Source organism: Streptomyces sp. SP17BM10 (assembly GCF_036322405.1).
Lineage (GTDB): Bacteria > Actinomycetota > Actinomycetes > Streptomycetales > Streptomycetaceae > Kitasatospora.
Genome location: NZ_JAQYXB010000623.1, coordinates 424,079 through 448,158, shown reverse-complemented (window position 1 = coordinate 448,158; position 24,080 = coordinate 424,079). Strand labels below are relative to the sequence as shown.

Annotated in this window: 22 protein-coding genes; 11 read left to right on the top strand and 11 right to left on the bottom strand. The window is 75.9% G+C overall.

Annotated elements, in window-relative coordinates; all coding sequences use genetic code 11:
• Positions 1–77: 77 nt before the first annotated feature.
• Positions 78–491, bottom strand: coding sequence for a Fur family transcriptional regulator (locus PUR71_RS26505; RefSeq protein ID WP_329929627.1), 414 nt, complete (start codon positions 489–491; stop codon positions 78–80).
• A gap of 204 nt (positions 492–695) precedes the next feature.
• On the opposite strand from PUR71_RS26505, the gene katG reads away from it, so the two are divergent.
• Complete coding sequence (katG, locus tag PUR71_RS26500; protein ID WP_329929626.1) at positions 696–2,927, top strand: catalase/peroxidase HPI; 2,232 nt, start codon at positions 696–698, stop codon at positions 2,925–2,927.
• Between the two features lie 75 nt (positions 2,928–3,002).
• Here katG and PUR71_RS26495 read toward each other — a convergent pair whose 3' ends face one another.
• The 3 genes from PUR71_RS26495 to PUR71_RS26485 form a co-directional block, all read right to left on the bottom strand.
• On the bottom strand, positions 3,003–3,686 hold the full coding sequence (locus PUR71_RS26495; RefSeq protein ID WP_329929625.1) for a response regulator transcription factor: 684 nt from the start codon (positions 3,684–3,686) through the stop codon (positions 3,003–3,005).
• Positions 3,683–4,903: a sensor histidine kinase gene (locus PUR71_RS26490; protein WP_329929624.1), complete on the bottom strand. Its 1,221-nt coding sequence runs from the start codon at positions 4,901–4,903 to the stop codon at positions 3,683–3,685. Before PUR71_RS26490 ends, PUR71_RS26495 begins: the two co-directional genes overlap by 4 nt.
• 164 nt (positions 4,904–5,067) lie before the next feature.
• Positions 5,068–5,580 (bottom strand): histidine kinase, encoded by a 513-nt coding sequence (locus PUR71_RS26485; RefSeq protein ID WP_329929623.1) that lies wholly within the window; start codon positions 5,578–5,580, stop codon positions 5,068–5,070.
• A gap of 401 nt (positions 5,581–5,981) precedes the next feature.
• Between PUR71_RS26485 and PUR71_RS26480 the strand changes: the two genes are divergently transcribed.
• A complete protein-coding gene (locus tag PUR71_RS26480; RefSeq protein WP_329929622.1) occupies positions 5,982–6,161 on the top strand; it encodes a hypothetical protein in 180 nt (59 codons plus the stop codon).
• A 377-nt stretch (positions 6,162–6,538) separates the two neighbouring features.
• Positions 6,539–9,721, top strand: a complete 3,183-nt coding sequence (locus tag PUR71_RS26475) for a type 2 lanthipeptide synthetase LanM family protein (protein ID WP_329929621.1) — start codon at positions 6,539–6,541, stop codon at positions 9,719–9,721.
• Positions 9,722–9,729: 8 nt separating this feature from the next.
• Here PUR71_RS26475 and PUR71_RS26470 read toward each other — a convergent pair whose 3' ends face one another.
• A complete protein-coding gene (locus PUR71_RS26470; protein WP_329929620.1) occupies positions 9,730–10,251 on the bottom strand; it encodes a hypothetical protein in 522 nt (173 codons plus the stop codon).
• On the opposite strand from PUR71_RS26470, the gene PUR71_RS26465 reads away from it, so the two are divergent.
• Together PUR71_RS26465 and PUR71_RS26460 are read left to right on the top strand one after the other, a co-directional pair.
• A complete protein-coding gene (locus PUR71_RS26465; RefSeq protein ID WP_329929619.1) occupies positions 10,223–10,747 on the top strand; it encodes a GbsR/MarR family transcriptional regulator in 525 nt (174 codons plus the stop codon). The genes PUR71_RS26470 and PUR71_RS26465 overlap by 29 nt on opposite strands.
• A gap of 83 nt (positions 10,748–10,830) precedes the next feature.
• On the top strand, positions 10,831–11,433 hold the full coding sequence (locus PUR71_RS26460; protein ID WP_329929618.1) for a superoxide dismutase: 603 nt from the start codon (positions 10,831–10,833) through the stop codon (positions 11,431–11,433).
• A gap of 53 nt (positions 11,434–11,486) precedes the next feature.
• Here PUR71_RS26460 and PUR71_RS26455 read toward each other — a convergent pair whose 3' ends face one another.
• The 6 genes from PUR71_RS26455 to PUR71_RS26430 form a co-directional block, all read right to left on the bottom strand.
• The gene (locus PUR71_RS26455) at positions 11,487–12,752 is read right to left on the bottom strand and encodes a DUF6895 family protein (RefSeq protein ID WP_329929617.1); all 1,266 of its coding nucleotides are present in this window, start codon (positions 12,750–12,752) and stop codon (positions 11,487–11,489) included.
• The gene (locus PUR71_RS26450; RefSeq protein ID WP_329929616.1) at positions 12,749–13,594 is read right to left on the bottom strand and encodes an ABC transporter permease; all 846 of its coding nucleotides are present in this window, start codon (positions 13,592–13,594) and stop codon (positions 12,749–12,751) included. Before PUR71_RS26450 ends, PUR71_RS26455 begins: the two co-directional genes overlap by 4 nt.
• Positions 13,591–14,529, bottom strand: coding sequence for an ABC transporter ATP-binding protein (locus PUR71_RS26445; RefSeq protein WP_329929615.1), 939 nt, complete (start codon positions 14,527–14,529; stop codon positions 13,591–13,593). Before PUR71_RS26445 ends, PUR71_RS26450 begins: the two co-directional genes overlap by 4 nt.
• Entirely contained in the window at positions 14,526–15,884 is a 1,359-nt protein-coding gene (locus PUR71_RS26440) for a lanthionine synthetase C family protein (protein WP_329929614.1), read from the bottom strand. The genes PUR71_RS26445 and PUR71_RS26440 overlap by 4 nt, the downstream gene beginning before the upstream one ends.
• Positions 15,881–19,066 (bottom strand): lantibiotic dehydratase, encoded by a 3,186-nt coding sequence (locus PUR71_RS26435; protein WP_329929613.1) that lies wholly within the window; start codon positions 19,064–19,066, stop codon positions 15,881–15,883. Before PUR71_RS26435 ends, PUR71_RS26440 begins: the two co-directional genes overlap by 4 nt.
• Before the next feature lie 85 nt (positions 19,067–19,151).
• Complete coding sequence (locus PUR71_RS26430; RefSeq protein WP_329929612.1) at positions 19,152–19,319, bottom strand: gallidermin/nisin family lantibiotic; 168 nt, start codon at positions 19,317–19,319, stop codon at positions 19,152–19,154.
• 292 nt (positions 19,320–19,611) lie between these two features.
• Here PUR71_RS26430 and PUR71_RS26425 point away from each other — a divergent pair, with 292 nt between their 5' ends.
• The 6 genes from PUR71_RS26425 to PUR71_RS26400 all read left to right on the top strand — a co-directional run bounded on the left by PUR71_RS26425 (position 19,612) and on the right by PUR71_RS26400 (position 24,037).
• A complete protein-coding gene (locus PUR71_RS26425) occupies positions 19,612–20,172 on the top strand; it encodes an RNA polymerase sigma factor (RefSeq protein ID WP_329929611.1) in 561 nt (186 codons plus the stop codon).
• Positions 20,169–21,077: a hypothetical protein gene (locus tag PUR71_RS26420; protein ID WP_329929610.1), complete on the top strand. Its 909-nt coding sequence runs from the start codon at positions 20,169–20,171 to the stop codon at positions 21,075–21,077. The genes PUR71_RS26425 and PUR71_RS26420 overlap by 4 nt, the downstream gene beginning before the upstream one ends.
• Before the next feature lie 191 nt (positions 21,078–21,268).
• The gene (locus PUR71_RS26415; RefSeq protein ID WP_329929609.1) at positions 21,269–21,907 is read left to right on the top strand and encodes a hypothetical protein; all 639 of its coding nucleotides are present in this window, start codon (positions 21,269–21,271) and stop codon (positions 21,905–21,907) included.
• Positions 21,904–22,698: a hypothetical protein gene (locus PUR71_RS26410; RefSeq protein WP_329929608.1), complete on the top strand. Its 795-nt coding sequence runs from the start codon at positions 21,904–21,906 to the stop codon at positions 22,696–22,698. Before PUR71_RS26415 ends, PUR71_RS26410 begins: the two co-directional genes overlap by 4 nt.
• Complete coding sequence (locus PUR71_RS26405; protein WP_329929607.1) at positions 22,695–23,621, top strand: ABC transporter ATP-binding protein; 927 nt, start codon at positions 22,695–22,697, stop codon at positions 23,619–23,621. Before PUR71_RS26410 ends, PUR71_RS26405 begins: the two co-directional genes overlap by 4 nt.
• A gap of 8 nt (positions 23,622–23,629) precedes the next feature.
• The gene (locus tag PUR71_RS26400) at positions 23,630–24,037 is read left to right on the top strand and encodes a DUF2511 domain-containing protein (RefSeq protein ID WP_329929606.1); all 408 of its coding nucleotides are present in this window, start codon (positions 23,630–23,632) and stop codon (positions 24,035–24,037) included.
• Positions 24,038–24,080 lie beyond the last annotated feature (43 nt).

The window sequence follows — 24,080 nt, the reverse complement described above, 5'->3', positions numbered from 1 at the left end:
TGGAGGCGCTCCACGTGCTCTTCCCGAAGTCCTGGGCGGCGTGACGCCGCCGCCGCACCCGGAGTGAGCGGCGCGGATCAGCGGGCGCAGGCCGGGCACAGCCCCCGGTAGGTGACCTCGGCGCCCGACAGGGTGAAGCCGAAGCGCTGCTCGGACGGGAGGTCGGCGAGCGGGTCGCCGGCCGGGTGGACGTCGCGGATGGTGCCGCAGCCCGTGCAGACGAGGTGCTGGTGCGGGCGGTGGGCGTTGGGGTCGTAGCGCTTGGCGCGGCCGTCCGTCGCGACCTCGACCACCTCGCCGAGCGTGACGAGCTCGCCCAGGGTGTTGTAGACGGTGGCCCGGGAGATCTCGGGGAGCCGCTCCGCGGCGCGGGCGTGCACCTCGTCGGCGGTCAGGTGGACGTGGTCGCCGTCGAGGACCTCCGCCACGACGCGCCGCTGGGAGGTGAGGCGCCAGCCGCGCTCGCGCAGCCGCTCCAGGAGGTCGCTCATGTCGGTTCACCTATTCAGCTCAATGGGGAAACCCAGAGTTTATCAGCGGATATCAAGGTTATCTGGTATTGGACCCGATACTTCCCTGGTGTCCTTCTTGACTTGGATTGCGTCCATCGTAGGATCGGCTCCGGCATTAGCCTAGGCAGCGGCACACTAGGTAGCACAGGACTCCGTGATCCGCCTTGTCAGGGAAGGATTCCCATGTCTGAGATCCACGATGCAACCGGAGTTGGGGCACAGGCGGAGGGCACGGGCGGCTGCCCGGTCGTCCACGGGCGTGCGGCGCACCCCACCCAGGGCGGCGGCAACCGCCAGTGGTGGCCCGACCAGCTGAACCTCAAGATCCTCGCCAAGAACCCCGCGGTGGCGAACCCGTTCGGCGCGGAGTTCGACTACGCGGCGGCCTTCGAATCCCTCGACCTCCCGGCCGTCAAGCGCGACATCGCGACGGCCCTCACCACGTCGCACGACTGGTGGCCCGCCGACTACGGCAACTACGGCCCGTTCATCATCCGCATGGCCTGGCACAGCGCGGGCACGTACCGCATCCGCGACGGCCGCGGCGGCGCCGGCGGCGGCCAGCAGCGCTTCGCCCCGCTCAACAGCTGGCCGGACAACGCGAGCCTGGACAAGGCCCGTCGCCTGCTGTGGCCGGTCAAGAAGAAGTACGGCCGCAGCCTGTCCTGGGCCGACCTGATGGTCCTCGCCGGCAACGTCGCCCTGGAGACGATGGGCTTCGAGACCTTCGGCTTCGGCGGCGGCCGGGTCGACGAGTGGGAGCCGGACGAGGACGTCTACTGGGGCCCGGAGACCACCTGGCTCGGCGACGAGCGCTACACCGGCGACCGCGAGCTGGAGAACCCGCTCGCCGCGGTCCAGATGGGCCTGATCTACGTCAACCCCGAGGGCCCCAACGGCAACCCGGACCCGATCGCGGCCGCGCGCGACATCCGCGAGACCTTCTACCGGATGGCGATGAACGACGAGGAGACCGTCGCCCTCATCGCCGGCGGCCACACCTTCGGCAAGACCCACGGCGCCGGCCCGGCGGACCACGTCGGCCCCGACCCCGAGGCCGCGCCGATGGAGCAGCAGGGCCTCGGCTGGAAGAGCTCCTTCCGCACCGGCGTGGGCGGCGACGCGATCACCAGCGGCCTGGAGGGCGCCTGGACGCACACCCCCACCACCTGGGACAACTCCTTCTTCGAGACCCTCTTCGGCTACGAGTGGGAGCTCACCAAGAGCCCCGCCGGCGCCCACCAGTGGATCCCGAAGGACGGCGCCGGCGCCGACACCGTGCCGGACGCGCACGACCCGTCGAAGCGCCACGCCCCGGTCATGCTCACCACCGACCTGTCGTTGCGCCTGGACCCGGTCTACGGGCCGATCTCCCGGCGCTTCAAGGACAACCCGGCCGAGTTCGCCGACGCGTTCGCCCGCGCCTGGTTCAAGCTCACCCACCGCGACATGGGCCCGGTCGTCCGCTACCTCGGCCCCGAGGTCCCGACCGAGGAGCTGATCTGGCAGGACCCGCTGCCGGCCGCCACCGGCGAGCGGATCGACGCCGCGGACGAGGCCGCCCTCAAGGAGCGCGTCCTCGCCACCGGCCTGTCCGTCTCCCAGCTGGTCTCCGTCGCCTGGGCCGCCGCCTCCTCCTTCCGCGGCAGCGACAAGCGCGGCGGCGCCAACGGCGGCCGGATCCGCCTCCAGCCGCAGGCCGGCTGGGAGGTCAACGACCCGGACGAGCTCGCCATCGTGCTGCGCGCCCTCGAAGGCGTCCAGCGGGACTTCAACGCCCAGGCCGGCGCCAAGCACGTCTCGCTGGCCGACCTCGTCGTGCTGGCCGGCGGCGCGGCCGTCGAGAAGGCGGCGAAGGACGCGGGCGTCGCGATCGAGGTGCCGTTCGCGGCCGGGCGCGTGGACGCCTCGCAGGAGCAGACCGACGTCGAGTCGTTCGCGGCGCTGGAGCCCTCGGCCGACGGCTTCCGCAACTACGCCGGCAAGGGCCAGCGGCTCGCGGCCGAGTACCTGCTGCTCGACCGGGCCAACCTGCTGACGCTGAGCGCCCCCGAGCTGACCGTCCTCGTCGGTGGCCTGCGCGTGCTCGGTGCGAACCACGGCAAGTCCTCGCACGGCGTGTTCACCGACAGGCCCGGCGTGCTGACGAACGACTTCTTCGTCAACCTGCTCGACCTCGACACGACGTGGCGGGCCGCCTCCGAGGACGCGACCACGTTCGAGGGCCTCGACTCCTCCGGCGCCGTCAAGTGGACCGGCACCCGCGCCGACCTCGTGTTCGGCTCGAACTCCGAGCTGCGCGCCGTCGCCGAGGTCTACGCGAGCGACGACGCCAAGGAGAAGTTCGTCCGGGACTTCGTCGCGGCGTGGGTCAAGGTCATGAACCTGGACCGGTTCGACCTCGCCAGGGCGTGACCGCGACGGCCGGTGTCCACCGGCCGTGACGCGGGCCCGGCGGCCCGGGGCGCCACGTCCCCGGGCCGCCCGGCCTCAGGCCGGGCCCGGCCCCGAGCCGACGCTGACCAGCCCCGTCTCGTACGCGGCCACCACCACCTGGGCCCGGTCCCGCAGGCCCAGCTTGCCGAGGATCCGGGCCACGTGCGTCTTGACCGTCGCCTCGGACAGGCCGAACCGCGCGGCGAGTTCGGCGTTGCTGAGCCCCCGCGCGAGCAGCGTCATGACCTCCAGCTCGCGCGGCGTGAGCGCGGCCAGCTCGCGGTGCGGGGCGGTGGGGGCGTCCGGGCGGGCGAAGCGCTCCACGAGGCGCCGGGTGATCGCCGGGGCGAGGAGGGCGTCGCCGGAGCGCACCAGCCGGACGGCCGCGGTCAGGTGCTCGGGGGTGACGTCCTTGAGCAGGAAGCCGCTCGCGCCGGCGGCCATCGCGGCGTAGACGTACTGGTCGAGGTCGAAGGTGGTCAGCATGATCACCCGCGGCGGCTCCTGCGCCCGGTCGGCGACGATCCGCCGGGTGGCCTCCAGGCCGTCCAGGACGGGCATCCGGATGTCCATCAGGACGACGTCCGGTCTGGTCCGGCGCACCGCGGCCACCGCCTGGTCGCCGTCGTCGGCCTCGGCGACCACCTCGATCCCCTCGGACTCCAGGATCAGCCGGAAGCCGGTGCGCACCAGCGCCTGGTCGTCGGCGACCACCACGCGCAGCTGGTCGGTGCTCATGAACTCTCCAAGGGGATCAGGGCCTTGACGCGGTAGCCGCCGCGGGGCCGGGGGCCGGTGTGCAGGGTGCCGCCGTAGACGGCGAGGCGTTCGCGCAGGCCGATCAGGCCGCGGCCGTTGCCGGTGGCGGCGGTGCCGGTGGGGCGGCCGCCGGTGTCGGTGACCTCGACGGCCAGGTGGCCGGGGGCGTACTCGACGGTGACCTCGGCGGCGGCGCCGCCCGCGTGCTTGACGGTGTTGGTGAGCGCCTCCTGGACGACCCGGTAGGCGGCGAGCTCGACCCCGGGCGGCACGGCGCGGCGCCGGCCGGAGACGGTCAGCCCGACCGTCAGCCCGGCCTGCCGCACGCCCTCGACCAGCGCGTCCAGCCGGCCGAGGCCGGGCTGCGGGCTGAGGTCGGCGGTGGCAGCCGGGTCGTCGCCGGTGCCCGCGTCGATGGTCAGCAGGCCCATGACGTGCCGCAGTTCGGTCATCGCCGCGCGCCCGCCGGTCTCGACGGCGGCCATCGCCTCGCGGGCCTTGTCCGGCGCGGTGTCGAGGATCTTGCGTGCGGCCCCGGCCTGGATCGTCATCATGCTCACGTTGTGCGTCACGACGTCGTGCAACTCCCCGGCGATGCGGGCCCGTTCGTGCTCGACCGCGCGCTGGAGCGCGGCCAGCTGCCCGCGTTCGAGGGCGGACAGCCGCTCGTGCCCCTCGGCCGCCCGGCGGCGCCACATGCGCAGCTCGTAGGCGACCGCGAGGACGGGCACGAGGAGCAGCACGGCGACGACGCCGTTGGGGAAGTGCGGCAGCTTGGCGTCGGTGAAGAGCAGCACGAGCGCCGCGGTGGCCACCGGGAGGCTCGCCAGGACGGCGGCCGGCCGGCGCCCGTACGCGGCGACGCTGTACGCGGCGATGACGACGGCGACGCCCGCCGAGTAGGCGATGTCCTCGGACTGGTGACGGACGGGCAGCGCGAGGGCCAGGACCGCCCACAGCGCCGCCAGGGGGTACCTGCGGCGCAGGGTGAGCGGCAGCGGCACGACCGGCACCAGCAGGAGCAGGGCCGAGTGCGGCGGTTGGGCGATGCGGACGTAGTGGCCGCTCAGAGTGGCCAGGAACACGGCGAGTGCGATGTCGAACGCCCACCCGCGCCGGGTCGGCAGGGGCGGTGGCGGTCCGGTGCTCGGGCGGACGGCCGCGCGCAGCCGGTCCGGGGTCAGGGCTTCGATCACCGGCACATTGTGGCGGCCGCCCGCCCGGCTGGACACCCCTGCGTCCGGCGGACGGGGCGCACAGCAGCCGACTACATCGCAGGGATGACACCGCGCGCCGTACCTCCCGCGGGGCACTGCTCGACCTCGGTGGACAGCGGGGCCCGAAGGCGCAGTGAGCCGGATCAGTCCTCGTCGGGCCCCGCCGTGTCCTCCTCGGCCTTCCGCTCGGCCGCCTTGATCCGCTCCGCGAACTCGTGGGCGTCGATCCGTTCCACCGTGGCGCCGTGCCGGGCGGCCAGTTCGTCCGCCGGGCCCGGCGAGGCCTCGCGCGCCTCCACGACCAGCAGCGCGCCGCCGTCCGGCACCCGCGGCGACAGCACGATCAGTCCGGCGCCGCCCTCCGTCGCCCGGCTCTCCTCGGCCGCGTTGCCGATCGCCGCGCCCGCCGCGAAGCCCAGCAGCACCCCGACCGGCCCGCCCAGCAGGCCCACCAGCCCGCCCAGCACGCCGGAGCCGACGGTCGCCACGCCCGCGCCGCGCACGAAGGTGTCCCGCACCTCCAGCAGGCCGTCGGCGGTGCGCTCCAGCGCGGCGACCTGCCGCAGTCCGGGCAGGTGCTGGGCCTCGTCGTAGGCGGGCCGCCAGCCGGCGGCGTCCGGGAAGGTCAGCAGGACGACGTTGTGCTGCTCGCTCATCGTGCTCCGTTCGGGGCCGCTGCCGGTGGGGCACCGGTCGTGGTGTCGGCTCCATCGTGACCCTGGGTGCCCGGCCCTGCCACAGGAGCGACGGGCCGCCGGGCTCCCCAGGGGCGGCGCCCGCGAAACGTGGGGTCCGGTTTGTGCGGCCGCCATCGTCCCGGTTTTGGCCAGGTGTGGGGCGGCCGCCGGGCCGGGCGGGGGAGCGGCGGGCCCGGGGGCCGGGAAAGGGGCCTGTCATGGCCTGGGGGAACGGGTGCCGGGCACGGGTCCGGCCCTTATTTCGATGGTGGCCGGAATTGTGTCGGGTGGGGCACACGCCCCTGGTGTGACACGTGAGCCGCTGCCAGGATCCGGACCCGGCACGCCCGTGCCAGACCCCATCGCTTGGAGGAGGCAACATGCTGCCCACGGCTGAGCAGGTTCGCGCGCTCAAGGACGAGGACTTCCGGCTCACCCTCGGCCAGGGCCACCAGGTCCACCCGGCCGGCGAGCTCGCGGACGAGCTGTACGTGACCGCCGCGGTCCAGTCGGGCACCTGCGGCGGCTGGTCGAGCTGCGGCCGCGTCTGCAGTTTCTGATCCCTCCGGGGACCGCGCGGTCCCCGGAGCCGGCGCACCCGGATCCCGCGGCTCTCCGGAGCCCGTGGGCCGGGGCCGCGGCCGGCGCGGGGCCCGGCCGCACCGCCGGGGCCCGCGCCGCGTCCGCGTCGCCGTACGGCGGTTCGACCGTGGCCGGGCCACGGCACCGGGCACCCCACGGCCCCGGTGCCCCCGGCCCGCGAGGCGGACGGCCAGGCTGCACCGCGACTCAACACCCTTGAGTGTGCGTCGAGTTGCCCGAGCGGCGCAGCCCGTGACCGGTCCGCCGGGTGGCGCCCCGCCCCCACGCCGGGGCGCCACCCGCCTCGGGAAGCGACGAGGCAGTGAGAGACACAGCGAGAAGGGCGGCCCGACCCGTGGTTGACGCGACCGAACTCCTGCGGGCCGCCGCCCGCGCCGTCCCGCTCGACGCCCGCGGCCCGGTGCCCGGCACCGCACGGGCCGGGAACGACGGGACGGCGGAGCTCGCCGAGCGCACCGAACGCGCCGCGCGCAAGCTGGAGCGCTGGCGCGCCCAGGCGCCGTTCGACCGCGACGGCTGGTTCGAGCGCCGCCTCGCCGCCGACGGCCTCGACCCCGACGCCCTGCACGCCCTGCTCGCCGAGCACCCGGACGCCCTCGCCGACCGCCTCGGGCCCCTCCCGTGGGCCGAGCGCCTCGCCGCCGCCTTCACGACACCCGCCACCCTCGACGTCCCCGAGGACCACGCCTTCGCCCGGCTCGTCGCGCCCCTGCTGGCGGACGCCCGCGACCGCCTGCGCGCCGCCGTCGCCGATCTGGACGTCCCCGCCCTCGGCACCCCCGAGGAGTTGACCGCCCTCGTCCTGCCCGCGCTCACCGCCGCCGTCCACGGCATGGCCGTCCGCACGGTCATCACCGAGCTCCACGTCGCCCGCCTCAGCGGCGAGTTGACCGGCGACACCCCCGAGGAGCGCTACCGCGGCTTCCTCGACCGCCTCACCCGGCCCGACCGCGCGCTGCGGCTACTCGCCGAACACCCCGTCCTGGCGCACCGGTTGACGACGGCCGCCGAGCAGTGGACCGCCACCGGCCGCACCCTGTTCGGCCGCCTCGCCGCCGACCTGCCCGCGATCCGCGCCACCTTCGCCGACGGCCGCCCGCTCGGCCGCCTCACCGAACTCGTCACCGGCCTCGGCGATCCGCACCGCGGCGGCGCCACCGTCAGCTCCCTGCGCTTCGAGCACGGCACCCGGATCGTCTACAAGCCCCGCCCGCTCGGCGCCGAGACCCACTTCCAGCAGGTCCTGCGCTGGCTCAACCCCCGGCTCCGGCTGCCCCTGCACGACCTCGCCCACCTGGCCCGCGACGGCTACGGCTGGGTCGCCCACGTCACCGCCGAACCGGCCCGCGACGAAGCCGAGCTGAGCGCGTTCTACCACCGCGCCGGCACGCTCGCCGCCCTCATGTACGTCCTGGACGCCGTCGACTGCCACGCGCAGAACCTGCTCGCCGTCCGCGACCAGCCCGTGCTCATCGACCTGGAGGCCCTGCTCCACCCCGACCTGCACGAGCCCGCCAAGGACCTCTCCGAGTCCGAGCGCCTCGCCCGCCACCACGCCCGCCACTCGGTGCTGCGCTCCGGCCTGCTGCCCGAACGCATGTGGGACGAGGGCAACGGCGGCACCGACCTCTCCGCCCTCGGCTGGGACCCGTCCACCCTCCCGCCCCGCGCGGCGCCCGTCCTCGTCGGTGAGGGGACGGACGAACTGAAGCTCGAATACCGGCGGTTGGCGATCGAGGCCCCCGGCAGCCGACCCGTCCCGGCCGACCGGCCACTGCGACTCGCCGACCACCTCGGCGAGTTGGAGGCCGGGTTCACCGAGGCCTACCGGATCCTCTCCGCCGAGAAGGACCGACTCCGTTTCCTGATACAAGCGTTCGCAGGCGACGAGACCCGCCTGCTGCGCCGCGACACCTACGAGTACCGCAGCCTCCTCAACACCGCCTGCCACCCCGACCTCCTACGGGACGCCCTCGACCAGGACCGCCACCTCGACCGGCTCTGGGCCCTCGCCGCCTGGGAGGAGCACGCCCTCGCCTTCGTCGAGCACGAGCGCGCCGACCTGTGGCGCGGCGACGTACCGGTGTTCACCATCCGCCCCGACGGCGTCGACGCCCGCTCCTCGACCGGCGCGGTGCTCCCGGGCGTCGCGGACCGGCCCGCGCTCGACCTCGCCCTCGCGAAGGCGGACGGTCTCGGCGAGGAGGACCTCGAGCGCCAACTCCAGCTCCTGCGGCTGTCCGTGACGACGGCCGACGGCGCCCGCGAGCCGCGCCGGGCACCGGCGCCCGCACGGCCCGCCGCACCGGCCGGGGCGGCGGACGACCTCGCCGCCCGCGCCCTCGCCAAGGCCGTCGAGGCCGGCGAGCACCTGCTCCGCGAGGCCCACCGGGGCAGCGCCGACCTCGCCTGGGCCGGCCCCAACTGGACCCCGCCCGGCCGCTGGGCGCCCGCCGAGCTCGGCCCCGACCTCTACAGCGGCACGGCCGGCATCGCCCTCTTCCTCCACCAGCTCGCCACCGTCACCGGGGACCGCTCCCACCGCGAGGCGGCCCGGGCCGCCGAACGGACGCTGCGCCGCCAGGTCCGCCGCCGCGCCGACCGCCTCGGCGGCGGCCTCGCAGGCACCGGCGGCGTGCTGTACGCCCTCGCGCACCTCGCCGCCGACCACCCGGACGACGAACTGGACTCCCTGGCCCGGCAGATGACCGACCGCATCACCGCCACCGCCGCCGAGGACGTCCAGCACGACCTCCTGGCGGGCAACGCCGGCACCATCGGGGGCCTCCTGGCCTGGGACGCCGTCCGCCCCGGCCCGGCCGTGACCGCCGCCCTCGCCGCCTGTGCCGCCCGCCTCGCGGAGGCCGCGGCCGTCGATCCCGCGGGCGGCGTCGGCTGGCTCCCCGCCTCCCTCGCGGGCGTGGCCGCCCGCCCGCTCGCCGGGTTCGCCCACGGCGCGTCCGGCATCGCGTGGGCGCTGGCGAGGGCGGGGCGCCGCCTGGGCGACTCCCGCCTGTCCCGGCTGGCCCTCGCCGCACTGGACTACGAGCGCACCCTGTTCGACCCGGCCGCCGCCAACTGGCGCGACGTCCGCGAGGACGGCGGCCCCGACGTGCCCTCCTTCCCGGTCCTGTGGTGCCACGGCGCCTCCGGCATCGCCCTCGCCCGGATCGAGCTCGCCGAACTCGTGCCGGACGGAGCCGAGTTGCTCGCGAAGGAGCGCGACACGGCCCTGGACACCGTGCAACAGGAGGGCTTCGGCCTCAACGCGTCCCTCTGCCACGGCGACCTCGGCAACCTGGAGCCCCTCCACCTGGCGGGCCGCCCCTGGCACGGCGCGGCGCGCGCGGCCCTGGACGACCTCGACACCCGGGGCTGGACCTGCGGCCTCCCCCACGGCGTGCACAGCCCCTCCCTGATGGTGGGCCTGGCCGGCATCGGCCACGGCCTCCTGCGCCTGGCCGCGCCCGCCACGGTCCCGTCCCTCCTGGCCCTCCACCCACCGACGGCGCGCTGACCCACCGCTCAGGAGTCCGCGCCGGCGGGGCAGAACTCCGCCTCCAGTTCGTCGGTGAACACGCCGATCGGGGAGGCGCCGTTCTTCCAGGTCCCGTTGGCCCAGTCGCCGTTGACGTGGGTGGAGAGCAGGTGGCGGCCGTCCCGGCTGCCGTAGGTGTAGGTCCACGAGCCGTTGATGGCGCCGCCCATGCCCCACACCGTGGTGCAGGACAGGTCGATCGAGTTCACGCCCAGGCCGTACGCCGTGTCGGGGATCCACGCCTTCGGCGGCGTCGGGATCACCGTGAACATCTCCTTCTGCTGGGCCGGCGGCAGCAGGCGGCCGCCCAGCAGGGCGGTGAAGTACGTGTTCAGGTCGCCGACGGTGGAGATCATGTCGCCGGAGGCCCAGCCCCAGGTCGGGCTCAGCTCCGTCACGTCGTGGACGGGGGCGTCCGGATGGGGGTCGGCCAGGCGGGAGTACCCGTGTCCGGTCGCCGTGCGCGAGTTCGCCGAACGGATGGCCGAGCTGCTCGTGCACGTCGGCATGCCCCGGATGGTGGCCCGGGTGCTCACCTGCCTCTACGTGACCGACGACGGCAGCCTCACCGCGGGCGAGCTCGCCGACCGCCTGCGGGTCAGCCCGGCCTCCGTCTCCAAGGCGACGGCCTACCTGGAGGGCCAGGCGCTGGTCCGCCGCGAGCGCGACGAGCACCGGCGCCGGACGCGGTACGTCATCGACGGCGACGTCTGGTACCGCGCCCTGCTGGCCAGCGCCGAACGCAACGCGATGCTCGCCGGGGTCGCCCGCGAGGGCGCCGACCTGCTCGGCCCCGCCACCCCGGCCGGCGCCCGGATGGACGGCGCCGCCACGCTCCTCGACCGGATCGGCCGGGACATCGTCCGAGCCGTCCGGCAGTGGCGGGAGGCCCCGTGCCCCGGAGCGTCCGGGGCGGCCCGGTGCAGGGCCGACCGTCATGGTCCCTCGCCCGCCTCGCTCCTGACGCGTACGGCCCGATGGTGCCCGACGTATCGTCGGGAATAAGCAGGAGCTCATTGATCGCTCCTGCAAGTGATACGCAATAGTGTTGTCCCGGCACGATCGTCAACTCGTGAAAGAAGGACCCGTTGGGCACCTACTCGCTTCCCGACCTGCCGTACGACTACTCCGCGCTGGAGCGGGCGATGTCGGCCGAGATCCTGGAGCTGCACCACTCCAAGCACCACGCCGCGTACGTGAAGGGCGCGAACGACACCCTGGAGCAGCTGGCCGAGGCGCGCGACAAGGAGCAGTTCGCCGGCCTGGTCGGCCTGCAGAAGACGTTCGCCTTCCACCTGTCCGGCCACGTCCTGCACTCGCTGTTCTGGCAGAACCTCTCCCCGGAGGGCGGCGACCGCCCCGACGGCGAGCTGGCCGACGCGATCACCGAGCACTTCGGCAGCTTCGAGGCGTTCAAGAAGCAGCTGACGAACGCCACCACGGGCGTGCAGGGCTCGGGCTGGGGCATCCTCTCGTGGGAGCCGCTCGGCAAGCGCCTGATCGTCGAGCAGGTCTACGACCACCACGGCAACGTGGGCCAGGGCACCACGCCGCTGCTGGCCTTCGACGCCTGGGAGCACGCCTACTACCTGCAGTACCGCAACGTCCGCCCCGACTACGTGACCCGCCTGTGGGACGTCGTCAACTGGCAGGACGTCTCGGTCCGCTTCGCCGCCGCCACCTCCGCCTGACGCGGTGCCATCCGACGGCCCCGGAGCGCCCCGAGCCCGGGGCCGTCGCCCCGTCAGGTCCAGCAGGCGAGGAGCGCCGCCGCGCGGACGACGAGCGGGTGGTCCGCCTGGCCGCGCTCGTGGGCGGCGGCGAGCAGGGCGGTGAGGGTTTCGGCGTCCCGGGCCTGGACGGCGAGGACGAGCAGGGGGCCGAGGTGGGCGGGGTCGCCGTCGGCCGCCGTACGGGCCCACTGCCGGACGGCCTCGGGCGAGGCCGGTGGCAGCGGCGCGCACGGGGAGCGGGCGGAGAGCCGGGCGGGGCGGTGGACGGCTGCGGCCAGGGCCGCCGCGGTGGTGGTGTGGTAGCAGGTCCCGAACAGGTACGCTGCGCTCCGCTCCGCGTCACCCGCCAGCCGGGCGGCGGCGTCGGGGCGGTGCACCGGGCTCGGCAGGGCGCCGTCCGGCCGCTGGGCGCGGGCCAGCAGTTGCCAGCCCTGCCGGGCCGTGGGCGGGTGGGGCTCGTCCCCGCGGTTCAGCAGACCCGCGCAGAGCAGGAGTTCCGCCAGCAGGTCGAGGTTGCCGCGGGCGAGGTGGACGCCGGTCAGGACGAGGACGGCCTCCCGTAGCCGCTCCCACCCGGCCCGGTCCAGCGGCGGCGGCCTCCGGCCGAAGTCGGTGGCGTAGAAGAGGGCGTGGGTGAGGGCGTAGGTCTCGCTCTCGTCGAGCTGGAGCACGTCCGGGCCGTGGGCGGCGATGCTCTGGCCGAACAGGGCGTCGACGGTGGGCAGCCGGGCGGGCGGGGTGAGGCCGGCGCGGTCGACGAAGTGGCGCAGCTCGATCCGGCCGAGCACCGGCCGGTAGGGGCGGGCGTGTGCGCCGGCGTCGGCGGCCAGCAGGGCCCGGCAGGCGCGGCGCAGCCGGGGTTGCGGGCGGCCGAGCTGTTCGAGGAGGGCGACGAGGTCGAGGTGGTACGGGAAGTAGGCGTCCCCCCGGCGCAGCCGCCGGTCGAAGTCCGGTTCGCCCGCGACGTGTTCGGCGAGATCGAGGGCCTTGCGGGGGAGCGGTTCGTCCAGGCCGGTGATGCCCTCGCGGTGCAGGACCCGTAGCAGGCCGAGGAGTTCGAGCAGGGGGCCGGGCCGGAACGGGCGGGGTGGCAGGTGGCGTTCCCAGGCGTCGGGGGAGAACCAGGCGAGGTGGTCCTCGATCCAGCGCAGCGCACCGGCCAGGACCCGGCGGGCCGCGGTGTCGGGATCGGGCCCGGCGGCTGTGCTGCCGGGGCCGGTGGGCGTGGCGTGGCCGGGCAGCGGTGGCCAGTGGGCGGTGTGCGGCGCGGCGGTCACCGGCCGCTCCGCAGGCGCAGCGTGACGAGGGCCGCGGCCAGGAGCGCGCCGAGCGCGGCGAGGTCGGTCGACAGTGCGTGCAGTCCCGGGGCGCCGAGCAGGATCTGCCGGGTGGCGTCGACGGCGTAGGTCATGGGGTTGAGGTGCATGAGCCGGCCGAGCCAGCCGGGGGCGTCGGCGGCGCTGAAGACCGATCCGGAGAGGAACAGCATCGGGAACATGGCCAGCTGGACGCTGGCCTGGAGGGTCTGCACGCGGGTGATGACGGTGGCGAGGGTGAGGCCGAGGACGCTGAAGACGACGGCGGTCAGGGCGTAGCAGGCGAGCGCCCCGGCGAAGCGGGCGGCGGTCAGCGGGATGCCGGTGAGCGGGGCGAAGGCCAGCATCGCGGCGCTCTGGGCGGTGACCAGCCCGGCGCCCGCGACGACCTTGCCGAGGGGCAGGCAGACGCGCGGCACGGGGGCGACGAGGAGTTCGCGCAGGACGCCGTACTCGCGGTCCCACGCGTAGGTCTGGCCGGAGGCCATCCCGATGGAGACCACCTGGATCGCGATGATCCCGGGGAACACGTACGCGCTGAACGGCAGTCCGCCGGCGGAGGGGATCATGCTGTCGAAGCCGACGGCGTAGACCAGGACGAAGAAGAGGATCTGCACGGCCTGGCTGACCAGGATGCCGGGGCGGCGCAACTGGCGGAGCAGGTCGCGGTGGGCGATCACGCCGATGGCGCGCAGTGCGGTGCGGACGGCCTGCTGCGGCGGCGGGGCGTCGGCGGCGGGAAGGACGGCGGCGTCGGGGGCCGGAGCGGTGGGCGTGGCGTGGTCGGTGGTGGTGGTGGTCATGGCGTGGGCTGGTCCTCCCGGTGCCGGCCGGCGGCGGCCAGGTAGACGTCGTTCACGGAGGGCTGGCGGGTGGTCAGGGTCAGGCCGGGGACGTCCAGCGCGCGGGCGACGTCGGCGATGAGCGCGCCGGGGTCGGGGCAGTGGACGGCGAGGCCGTCCGGGCCGCTCAGCGGTTCGAAGCCGGCGGCGCGCAGCTGGGCGGCGGCGCTGTCCTGGTCGGCGCTGGCGACCACGATGCGGGCCGAGTCGAGTCCGGCCTTGAGCCGGGCGGCGCTGCCCTGGCGGGCGATGCGGCCGCGGCGGAGGATCACCAGTTCGTCGGCGTACTCGGCCTCGTCCATGTAGTGGGTGGCGAACAGGACGGTGACGCCGAGGTGGTCGCGCAGCCGGGCGAGGTCGGCCCAGACGCCGGCGCGGGCGGTGGGGTCGAGGCCGTTGGTGGGCTCGTCGAGGATGATCAGGCCGGGGCGGTGCAGCAGGGCGCGGGCGATCTCGACGCGCCGGGCGAGGCCGCCGGAGAGCTGTTCGACGGGCTGGCGGCGGCGGTCGGCGAGGTCGAGCAGGTCGAGGAGGAGCCGGATGCGGGCGCGGGCGTCGTCCCGGGTCATGCCGTAGAGGCGGGCGTGGAACCAGAGGTTGCGCTCGACGGAGAGCTCCTTGTCGAGGGTGCGTTCCTGGAAGACGACGCCGAGGCGGCGGCGGGCGGCGGCCGGGGCGCGGCTGACGTCGTGCCCGAAGACGCGGATCGTGCCCGAGGTGGGGCGGGCCGCGGTGGACAGGGCGGTGAGGAGGCTGGACTTGCCGGCGCCGTTGGGCCCGAGCAGGGCGGTGATGCGGCCGGGCGGGGAGGCGAGGGTGACGCCGTCGACGGCGGTGACGCCGCCGTGGCGGACGGTCAGGTCACCGATCTCGAAGGCGGGTTCGGCGCCGGTCATGCCAGCCCCAGCGTGCGGTCCCACGGGAGCGGGTCCTGCGTGCGGACCGGGAGCAGGCTCAGGGCGACCCCGGCGGCGCCTTCGAGCATCCCGGCGGTGTCGACGGCGCGGTGCGGCACGGGCGAGCGCAGTGCGGCGGGGAAGCGCATCAGGTGCCGGAACCCGAACGGAGCCCGGTCGTCGGCCAGTTCGAGGACCTTGGCGGTGAGCCGCGCGCAGCCGGCGAGCAGGTCGGGGTCGCCGTCGGCCGCGGCGAGCCGGGCGGTGATCCGCAGGAGGCCGGCGTAGCCGTGGCAGACGGTGGCGCCCTCGATGGCCCAGCGGCTCTCGTCGCGGCGCAGCGCTGCGCGCAGCGCGGTGATCGCGGTGCTGCGCCAGGCGGGTCGGTCGAGTTCCCGGCCGGCCTGGAAGAGCGCCGCGGCGACTCCGGGAGTGCCGTAACACCAGGCGGTGCGGGTGAACAGGGTTTCGGGGCGGCGGGGCGCGAGTTCGTCGTCCACGCCGACGCGGGCGGGCCAGTAGGGTCCGGCGTCGTCCTGGAGTTGCCAGCCGAGCAGCCAGTCGGCGATGCGGTGGATCGCCGTGCCGAGGGCGGGGTCGTCGTGGCCGGCGCGGTGGGCGGCGGTGAGGACGGCGAGGGGGCCGGCGATGCCGTGCGCGAGGCCGAGGTTGAGGTCGCCGCGCGGGTAGGTGCGGCGGTCGCGGTCGGTGGGCTGGAGTTCGGCGGGGACCCACCAGCCGGGGAGCTCCCGCCCGTCGACCCGGACGGGTTCGGTGAGGCGGGCGAGGTGGCGCAGGGAGGCGTCGAGGGCGTGGTCGACCTCGGGGGAGCGTTCGTCGGGGGAGGCGGCGCTGTCGAGGAGCAGCCGGGTCGTCCCGGCGATGCCGTTGACGAGGTCGTAGGAGGCCCAGTCGACGCCCCGGGCGCCGGTGGCGTGGCGGGCGTCGAAGGCTTCGAGCCGGCGGAGCTGGTCCTCGGCGAGCCAGGCGGCGAGGCGGCGGCGCAGGAGGGCGTAGTGGCCTTGCGGTCCGGCGCAGGTCTGGGCGGCGGCGAGGAGGGCGGCGGGCCCGGAGTAGAGGCCGTGGCCCGGCGCGTCGGGCATGGCCCGGGCGGCGGCGGTGAGGTGGCGGTGGGCGGTGGCGCGCGCGTCCTCGTCGGTGCGGGCGAGTTCGCCGTACAGGAGGGCGACGCCGGGCAGTCCGTTGGCGAGGGTGAGCGGGCCCCACATGACGTGGCCGTAGACGGGGTCGCGGTTGTCGTCCCGGGAGGCCACGGCGGCGGTGTGCGCCGGGTCGGCGAGCCGGGCGGCGACGAGGGCGACGGCCGCGGGGGCGTCGAGTGCTGCGGTGGTCACGGCTGGTGCCTCCGGCGGTTGAGGTTGTCCTGGACGGCGCCCCGGGCGAGGCCGAGGACGGCGAGCTCCCGGGCGCTCTCGCCGCCGAACAGCCGGTTGCAGACCATGTGGAGGAGGCTGCCGACGACGCGGCCCTGCGGAGTGGCGCCGTCGGCGGCGCGCACGTGGTCGGCGAGGCGGCGGACGGCGAGGTCGCGGGGTCGCAGGGCGGCGAGCAGCCGCTCCCCGGCGGGGTGGCGGGTGAGCGCGGGCCAGTCCCCGGCGGGGTCGACGAGGGCGCGCCAGTGGCCCGGCCGGGCCCGGTAGTCGGGGGGCAGGTCGCGGCGGCTGCCGGTCATGCCGAGCCAGGCCGCCGCGGCGTCGTCGTCCGGCCCGTCGGCGTGGGTGCCGAAGGCGTGGGCGAGGGCGGCGCAGGAGACGGCGGCGAGGGCGTCGAGGCCGAGGTCGGCGGCGGGGCCGCGGACGAGCCGGAGCAGTTCGACGGCGGCCTCGCTGTCGTGGCGGAAGACGTCCTCGACGAGTCGCCGGGCGGCGGGGCCGCCGTAGCGTTCGGTCTCCGGGTCGTACTCGGCGACGGTGTGTCCGCGCAGCAGGCCGCCCTGCTGCCAGGCGGTGAGGAGCCGTCCGACGGCGGGTGCGGCGGTGCCCCAGAGCCGTGCGGGGTCGGGGTGGTGCAGGCGCACGCGCAGGTGGCGGCCGGCCTCGTCGGTGTAGCGGATGAAGAACCAGCGGTCGGCGCCGTGCTGGCGGGCCAGGTCGACGAGGTCGGGGAGCCGGTCGCGGACCAGGTCGTCCTGGGTGCGCGCGGAGCCGTGCAGTTTGAGGTAGAGCCATTCGTCGCCCAGGCCGTGCACGGTGCGCCGCGGCTGGTGGTGCCCGGTGTAGCGGCGGGTGGCGGGGGCGGTTCGGCGGCGGACCAGGGGCACGACCAACTCGGTTGTGTGGCCGGCGAGTTCGCCATCGGTCCAGCCCTCGTCCGCGCCGGGGACCTCCTGGGCGATCAGGTCGGGGTGGCGCAGCACCTGGTCGAGCAGGAGCGCGCGGTGCCAGGGGTCGTCGAGGTCGAGCGGCAGTCGCTGGTCGGTGGTGACGGCCAGCACCTGGCGCGGTACGTCCCAGGCCGTCCGCCACTCGTGCACGGCCTCGTCCCAGCCGGCCGTCGGACGCCCCGCCCGCCGGCCGCGCTCGGCGTGGTCGCGCAGACCGTCGAGGCGCCAGACGGCGCAGGCGAGGACGAAGCGGCCGTACCGGATCCTCGGCACGAACGGCGCGTCGGCGAGCGGCCCCCAGTTCCACGGCTCCCAGAGGCGCTGGCCCTCGAGCCCGATCTCCCAGAGCAGCCGGACGGGGTTGGGGGCCTGGGCCGGGGCGCTGACCATGTTGCCGAGGACGGGCACGAGTTCGCGCCCGGTCGGCAGGTGGACGGCGGTGAGGCGCTCCAGGGTGGCGCCGACGGCGATGTCGGCGATCCGCAGCTCCTCGACCTCGCCGGCCGGCAGGTCGGGCAGGCCGACGGCGATGCGGCGGCCGGTGGCGGGCCGGGTGTGGGCGAGGTTCGCGGCGCGGCCGGAGCGGGTGCGGAAGGCCAGGTCGACGGGGACGGCGCCCTCGACGTGGACGGGGCCGTCCCGGTGCAGGGCGGCGAACGGCGCGGCCCAGTCCGGGTCGAGGTCCGCGAAGCGGGCGAAGGTGGCGCCGGCCCGGTGGGAGCCGGGCGAGGGGGAGAGGTGGACCAGGTACTCCCCGCGGTCCAGGGCGGCGGTGCCCGGGGCGGTCACCTGGACGGTGATCTCGCAGGAGTTGGGCAGTTCGGCCTCGTCGGCCGGGCCGTGGCGCAGCTCGGCGAGGTCGTCGTCGGTGAGCACCACCTCGCGGACGCGCTCGCGCTGGGCGGCGGCGGCCAGCCGGGCCATGGCCCGGTCGCGGCGCGGGGTGCGGAAGTCGGCGGGCGGGACGGGCGGCGTCTCGCTGTTGGGCCAGCCGTAGCCGCCGGGCGCGCCGAGGCCGGTGGCGGCGTCGAGCAGGTCCAGGACCGGGACCAGCCGGTCCGTGCCGTAGACGTCCAGGAACCGGCGGTGGTAGTCGCGCAGGGCGAAGAGGCCGAGCTTCGGGCGGGAGAGGCTCCACATCACGTCGGCGGCGCGCTCCACCGTGGCGCGGACGTCGGCCGGCAGCCGGAGTTCGGCGTCGAGGCGGGTGTCGATGTGCAGCGGGGTGTCGTCGGGTTCGGTCCTGCGGGCGGCGGCGAGGAGGGCGGTCAGCTGCGCACGGCCCTCGCCGGGCGGGACGGCGTCGTAGTCGCGGCGGGCGCGGTCGAGCTCGCGCAGTTGCTCCAGGATGCCGACGGTCTCCTCGCCGGCGCCGGAGACGAGGGCGAGCCGGTCGAGGACGTGGTGCAGCGGGTCACCGCCGTCGAGCGGCGGGCGCAGCCCGGTGATGAGGATCTCCTGGGCGACCAGGTCGGCGAGCAGCCGGCGGACGCGCTCCCCGGGGGCTCCGGGGAAGGCCGCGGCGATCCGCTCGGCCAGCTCCGCGCAGGGCAGCGGTTCCCGGGCCTGTTCGACGCAGAACTCGACGACGGCGCTGCGGCGGACCGAGACCGTGGCGCGGGCCTCGCCGTCGTCGCCCGGCCGCAGCCCCCTGGTGGAGGAGGCGGCCAGCAGGAACCGGTCGCCGCGGGCGGTCAGTGCCTGGTGGGCCTGGACGGTGAGGGAGGCGAGGACGGCCGGGTCGGCCTCCAGCCGGTGGCCGATCCGGGTGAGCCACTGGAGGTCGGCGTGGGTGCGGGTGCGGTGCGCGGCGCCGCGCTGGTACTTCGCGGCGACGTCGAAGCGGCCGAGCGCCACGCCGGCGAAGAGGCCGAACGGCGTGGGTCGGGTGCGCATCCGCAGGTCGTAGCGCAGGACGGCGAGCGCTGCGCGGCGCAGCTGGCCGGTGCGGACGCCGTCGGGCCCGGACTCGGCGACGCGCCGCAGGAGCGCGCCCAGGCTGGGTGAGGCGAGGGTGATGGCCTCGTCGAGGAGCGGGTCGGCGGCCGCGGCGGCGAGGAGCCGCGCGCAGGCGTGCGGGTCGCCGGGGCCGTCGGCGGGGAGGGGCAGCGCGCTCGGGCCGGTGGCCAGCGGTGCGCGGAGCAGGAAGACGTCCTCGGCTGCGAACAGGGTGGGGCGGGGCTGCTCCGCCACGGGTGCTCCCTCCGTCGGGTGGTCGGGTCGGGCGGTGCGGGGTGGCCCCGGAGGCCGGGTGTCCGGCCTCCGGGGCGGTGCGGTGTCAGCAGCAGTGGCTGCAGCCGGAGCCGCCGCCCTCGCTGGTGCAGCCCGGGGTGCACCACGACACGCTGGTGATGGCCGGGCCGGCGACGGACTTCTCGACGCCGATCTCGAGGTCCAGGTCGAACAGGTCGGTGTCCTGCTGCGACACGGTGCCGTTGATGCCCATGGCGCCTCCTTCGTGGATTCGAAATGGATTCGAACGGGAGTTCCCAGATCGCGATCTGACCATCACGCAATCATGGTGGTTCGAGAACAATCAACGGATCCCGGCCGGGTTGGCAGTCCTGGCAGTCCCGTGTCAGCCGCGGCGCCCGCGGCGCCCGCGGCCCCGCCGACCGGCGGGTCGGCACCCGCTGACCGGCGTGTTCACCCCCGCCGATCGGCCGGGCCAGGCCGAAAACGCGCGCCGGGCGACACCTCGTGTGAACCGTCCGCCGACTTCGGGATACGTACATGGTGTGTGTTCGGACGAAGCGCTGATCGCCGCCGTGGCCCGCGGCGACCAAACCGCCCTGAGAGCCCTCTACGAGAGGCATTCCGCCGCCGTGCTCCGCCTCCTCCACAGACTCACCTCCGACCGGGGAACGGCCGAGGAGATCCTGCAGGAGACCTGGCTCGCGGTGTGGCGGTCGGCCGGGGGCTTCCGCGGCGACTCCTCGGTGCGCGGCTGGCTGATGGGCGTGGCGCGGCGCCAGGCCCACAACCAGCTGCGCAGGTCGCGCCCGCAGACCGTCGAGCTCACCGAGGCGCACGACCGCGCCGACCCCGGCGGCGGCGTCGAGGACCGGGTCCTGCGCGACGCGGACCACACCGAACTGCGCACCGCCGTCGACACCCTGCCCGGGCACCTGCGCGAGGTGCTCGACCTGGTCCTGGTCGACGAACTGCCCTACCCCGAAGTGGCCGCCGTGCTCGACATCCCGGTCGGTACCGTCAAGAGCCGGATGTCCCACGCCCGCAGGCGGCTGGGCGCGATCCTCGCCGCCACGCGGCTGGAAGGAACAACGGGACGACGATGACTCACCACCTCACCGACGACGTTCTGTCGGTCATGCCCGTCGACGGGCCCGCGGACGACCGCGACCGCCGGCACCTGGCGGCCTGCCAGGACTGCCGCTCCCGCCAGGCCCTCTGGCACCGGGTCGGCACCGTGCTGCGCGCCGGGGCCGCCGAGCACGACATCGCCCCGCCGTCCTTCGACGCCCTCCTCGGGCCGCTCCTCGGCGCCGCCGCGCCCGAGCGCGGGCCCCGCACCCACCCGACCGAATCGGCCAATCCCGCGCGCCGCCCGCCCCTCGCCCGCCCCTGGCGCACCGCCTGGCAGCTCGTCGTCCGCCAGGCCGTCCTGATGCCCCGGCTCTGGGCCCCGGCCAGCGCCGTCGCCCTGGTGGCCGCCGCGGCCGCCGCCGCCGTCCAGCCCGGAGGCGGTCCCGGCACCCGCCTCTACACCGCGGTGGTCGTCCTCCTCGTCCTGGCCGGCGCGCTCGCCGCCGGTTCGCCCCGCCGCGACCCCAGACACGAGCTCCTGCACACCACCCCGGTCTCGCCCACCAGCGTCCTCCTGGCCCGGCTCACCGCCGTCCTGGGCATCGACCTCGCCCTCGCCGCCTCCTCCTCACTGCTCGTCAGCGGATCCGGCTGGTGGACGGTCGTCACCGGCTGGCTCGGCCAGTCCCTCCTGGCGGGCTCCCTCGCGCTCGCGCTCTCCGTCCGCAGCGGTCCCGTGGCCGGCGCCGTGGCCGGCGGCGGGTTCTGGCTGCTCGGCGTCCTCACCGGGCCCGAGGGCCTGATCACCAGCCCGATCACCCGGGTCCTCGCCCCGCTGCTGTCCACCACCGTCTGGGCCCTGCTCGCCGCCGCCGCCCTGCTCGCCTGGGGCGTCACCGCGATGCGCCGCCACACCGACCCGCCGCCCGCCACCTGACCGTGCGGGCACCCCACCTCCCGCGGCACGCACCGGTTCCGGAGCCACGACCGGCGCACGTGAACCGGCACCGCCCGCGCCGCAACGTACATGACGTGCCGCCGCCGCGACGCCACCCCCGTCGCCGCGGCGGCGGCACGTCCGCCCCATCACCGGCGGCGGCCACCCGGACCCTGGAGGAGACCACCACCGTGACCGCGACCCCGTGGCTCATACACGAAGCGCGCCGCTGCGGCCTCCCCGCCCTCGCCCTGCCCCTGCTCGCCGCACTCGCCGCCGCCGGCGCCGCCGCGGCCGGGACCGGCACGGCCGGCGGGACGCTCGCCGCCCGCACCCTGATCACCGGCACCCTCCCGGTCGCCACCGCCCTCGCCTGCGCCTCCGTCCTCGCCCGCGAACACCTCCTCGAACTCCACCTCACCCTCCCCACCCCCTACCCGCGCACCGTCGCCCGCCGCCTCGCCTGGCTCGGCACGACCGCGCTCCTGGGTACCACCGTCCTCACCGCCGTCGCCGCGACGACCGCCCAGGACCCCGTGCGCACCGCGCTCGAACTCCTGGGCACGACACTCCTGTTGAGCGGCTGCGCGCTGCGGCTCACCGCCCGCACCGGCACCGCCGCCCCGGCCGCCGGCCTCGTCGTCGCGCTCGCCCTCGGCAAACTCCTGCTCGTCGACCACGCCGTCCCCGACGGGCCCGCCCGGGCGGTGCCCGCGGCCGTCCTCGGCGCGCTGCTCATCACCACCTCCCTGCGCGGCCTCGCCCGCCACCCGAGCCCCCTCATCCGACCCGGCCGCACCACCGGCCCCGACGACCGGCGGACCCCATGACCGCGATGCTCTGGTCCCTGCGCTACGAGGCCCTGATGGCGGCCCGCCGCCGCGCGGTGCAAGGCACCCTCCTCCCCCTCCTGCTGCTCACCCTCCTGCTCACCGCCACCTCACCCATCGTCACCGGCCAGAGCGACCCCGCCGCCGAGGTCGGGGCCGCGGCCGTCCTCGTCAACACCCTCTGCGCCCTCGGCACCGGCCTCGCCCTCACCGACCGGCTGCGCCGCGCCCACGACGTCCGCGACACCACCGAACTGCTCGCCGCCACCCCCGCGCCGGCCGCCGCCCGCAGCGCCGGGCAGTTCCTCGGGCCGCTGCTCACCGCGCTCGGCCCGGTCGTCCTGCTCTTCCTGCTCGGGGCCGCCGTACTCGCGGCCGCCACCGCCTCCGGCACCGTCCTGCTCGCCGCCACGGCCGCCCTCGTCACCGCGATCGTCCCCGCCGCCCTCCTCGCCGCGGCACTCGGCGGCCTGCTCGGCGCCCTCCTGCCGCCCGCCGCCGCCCGCGTCGCCCTCACCCTGGTCTGGATCTGGGCCTGCCAGTTCCCCCCGGCGTTCTCCCCGGTGCCCACCCCCACCGGCACCCTCCTCTCCCCGATCGGCGGCCACGCCCTCGTCGCCTGGGCCCACGCGCCCCGGATCTGGGCCACCCGCGACGGCACCGGCGCACTGCGCCCCGACGCCACCGACGCCACCGCCCTGCTCAACCTCGTCCTCGTCCTCGCGACCGCCGCCCTCTGCTACGCACTCGGCCACCTCGTCGCCCGCACCCGACGCCACGGAGCATCATGAACATCACCACCGAGAGACTCACCAAGGTCCACCCCGGCGGGCGGCGCGCCCTCGTCGACGTCGACCTGCACATCGAGCGGGGCACCGTCGGCCTGCTCGGCGCCAACGGCGCCGGCAAGACCACCCTCCTGCGCATCCTCACCGGCGTCCTCGCCCCGACCTCCGGACGCGTCACCGTCGGCGGCCACGACCTCGCCACCACCGCCGGACTCACCGCCGTCAAGGCCGCCCTCGGCTACCTCCCGCAGGAGCTCGCCCTCTACCCCGACCTGACGGCCCGCGAGTTCCTCGACTACATCGGCGTCCTGAAGGGCCTGCACGACAAGCGCGACCGCCGCCGTCAGGTCGACGAACGGCTCGCCGAGGTCGGCCTGGACGACCGCGCCCGGGAGCGCCTCGCCGGCTTCTCGGGCGGCATGAAGCGCCGCGTCGGCATCGCGCAGGCCCTGCTCGGCGACCCGTCGCTGCTCGTCGTCGACGAGCCGACCACCGGACTCGACCCGCACGAGCGCATGCGCTTCCGCACCCTGCTCGCCGGGCTCGGCCGCGGGCGCACCGTGCTGCTGTCCACCCACATCCTCGACGACGTCGCCCAGACCTGCCCGGACGTGGCCGTCCTGGCCGCCGGCCGGCTCGTCTTCCACGACACCGCCGCCGCCCTCGCCCGTCAGGCCGCCGGCTGCACCTACCTCTGGCGGCCCGCCGCCGACCGGCCGGCGCCACCCGCCGGCGCCGAGGTCGTCAGCGCCGTCACCACCGCCGAGGGCACCGAGTACCGGCTCGTCACCACGACGCCCCCGGACGGGGCCCGGCCGGTCGAGGCGTCCCTGGAGGACGGCTACGCGGCGCTCGTCGCGGCCCCCGGTACGGCCCCCGGCTCCGCGCGGCCCGACCACCCCCACGACCAGACCATCACGAGGTGAACCCAGCCATGACCTCCCGTGCCACGTCCGGACACCGCCGTCCGGCCGCCCTCGCGGCGGCGGCCCTCGCCGCCCTGCTCCTGCCGCTCACCGCCTGCGGCGTCGACCGCCCCAAGCCCGCGACCACCTCCCCGACCCCGCTGCCCAGCCCCAGCGCCAGCGTCCAGCCCGTCGCGGAGAACAACTTCGGCTACACCTGGCCGCTCACGGTCGACCACGGCACGCTCGAGTGCCGCACCGGGAACCGCGCGGTCTTCACCGCCCCCGACAGCACCGCCTACGCCCTCAACGACGAGGCGTCCCAGTCCGGCCTCCCGTCGGTCGAACCCGTGCGCCTCACCGGCTCCGACGGCCACAAGGTCAGCCTCGGGCCCCTGCTCAGCCGGGCCCTCAAGCTCTGCCGCTTCGCCGGCTGACCACCACCCGGGGGCCCGCCGGACCGGGCCCCCGGGACTCTGC

Coding starts and splice junctions, on each gene's coding strand:
- PUR71_RS26480 (WP_329929622.1), top strand. CDS start 5,982: ATGCTGCCCACGGCTGAGCAGGTTCGCGCGCTCAAGGACGAGGACTTC.
- PUR71_RS26410 (WP_329929608.1), top strand. CDS start 21,904: ATGACCGCGATGCTCTGGTCCCTGCGCTACGAGGCCCTGATGGCGGCC.
- PUR71_RS26465 (WP_329929619.1), top strand. CDS start 10,223: ATGGCCGAGCTGCTCGTGCACGTCGGCATGCCCCGGATGGTGGCCCGG.
- PUR71_RS26470 (WP_329929620.1), bottom strand. CDS start 10,251: ATGCCGACGTGCACGAGCAGCTCGGCCATCCGTTCGGCGAACTCGCGC.
- katG (WP_329929626.1), top strand. CDS start 696: ATGTCTGAGATCCACGATGCAACCGGAGTTGGGGCACAGGCGGAGGGC.
- PUR71_RS26430 (WP_329929612.1), bottom strand. CDS start 19,319: ATGGGCATCAACGGCACCGTGTCGCAGCAGGACACCGACCTGTTCGAC.
- PUR71_RS26400 (WP_329929606.1), top strand. CDS start 23,630: ATGACCTCCCGTGCCACGTCCGGACACCGCCGTCCGGCCGCCCTCGCG.
- PUR71_RS26450 (WP_329929616.1), bottom strand. CDS start 13,594: ATGACCACCACCACCACCGACCACGCCACGCCCACCGCTCCGGCCCCC.
- PUR71_RS26445 (WP_329929615.1), bottom strand. CDS start 14,529: ATGACCGGCGCCGAACCCGCCTTCGAGATCGGTGACCTGACCGTCCGC.
- PUR71_RS26495 (WP_329929625.1), bottom strand. CDS start 3,686: ATGAGCACCGACCAGCTGCGCGTGGTGGTCGCCGACGACCAGGCGCTG.
- PUR71_RS26505 (WP_329929627.1), bottom strand. CDS start 491: ATGAGCGACCTCCTGGAGCGGCTGCGCGAGCGCGGCTGGCGCCTCACC.
- PUR71_RS26420 (WP_329929610.1), top strand. CDS start 20,169: ATGACTCACCACCTCACCGACGACGTTCTGTCGGTCATGCCCGTCGAC.
- PUR71_RS26485 (WP_329929623.1), bottom strand. CDS start 5,580: ATGAGCGAGCAGCACAACGTCGTCCTGCTGACCTTCCCGGACGCCGCC.
- PUR71_RS26405 (WP_329929607.1), top strand. CDS start 22,695: ATGAACATCACCACCGAGAGACTCACCAAGGTCCACCCCGGCGGGCGG.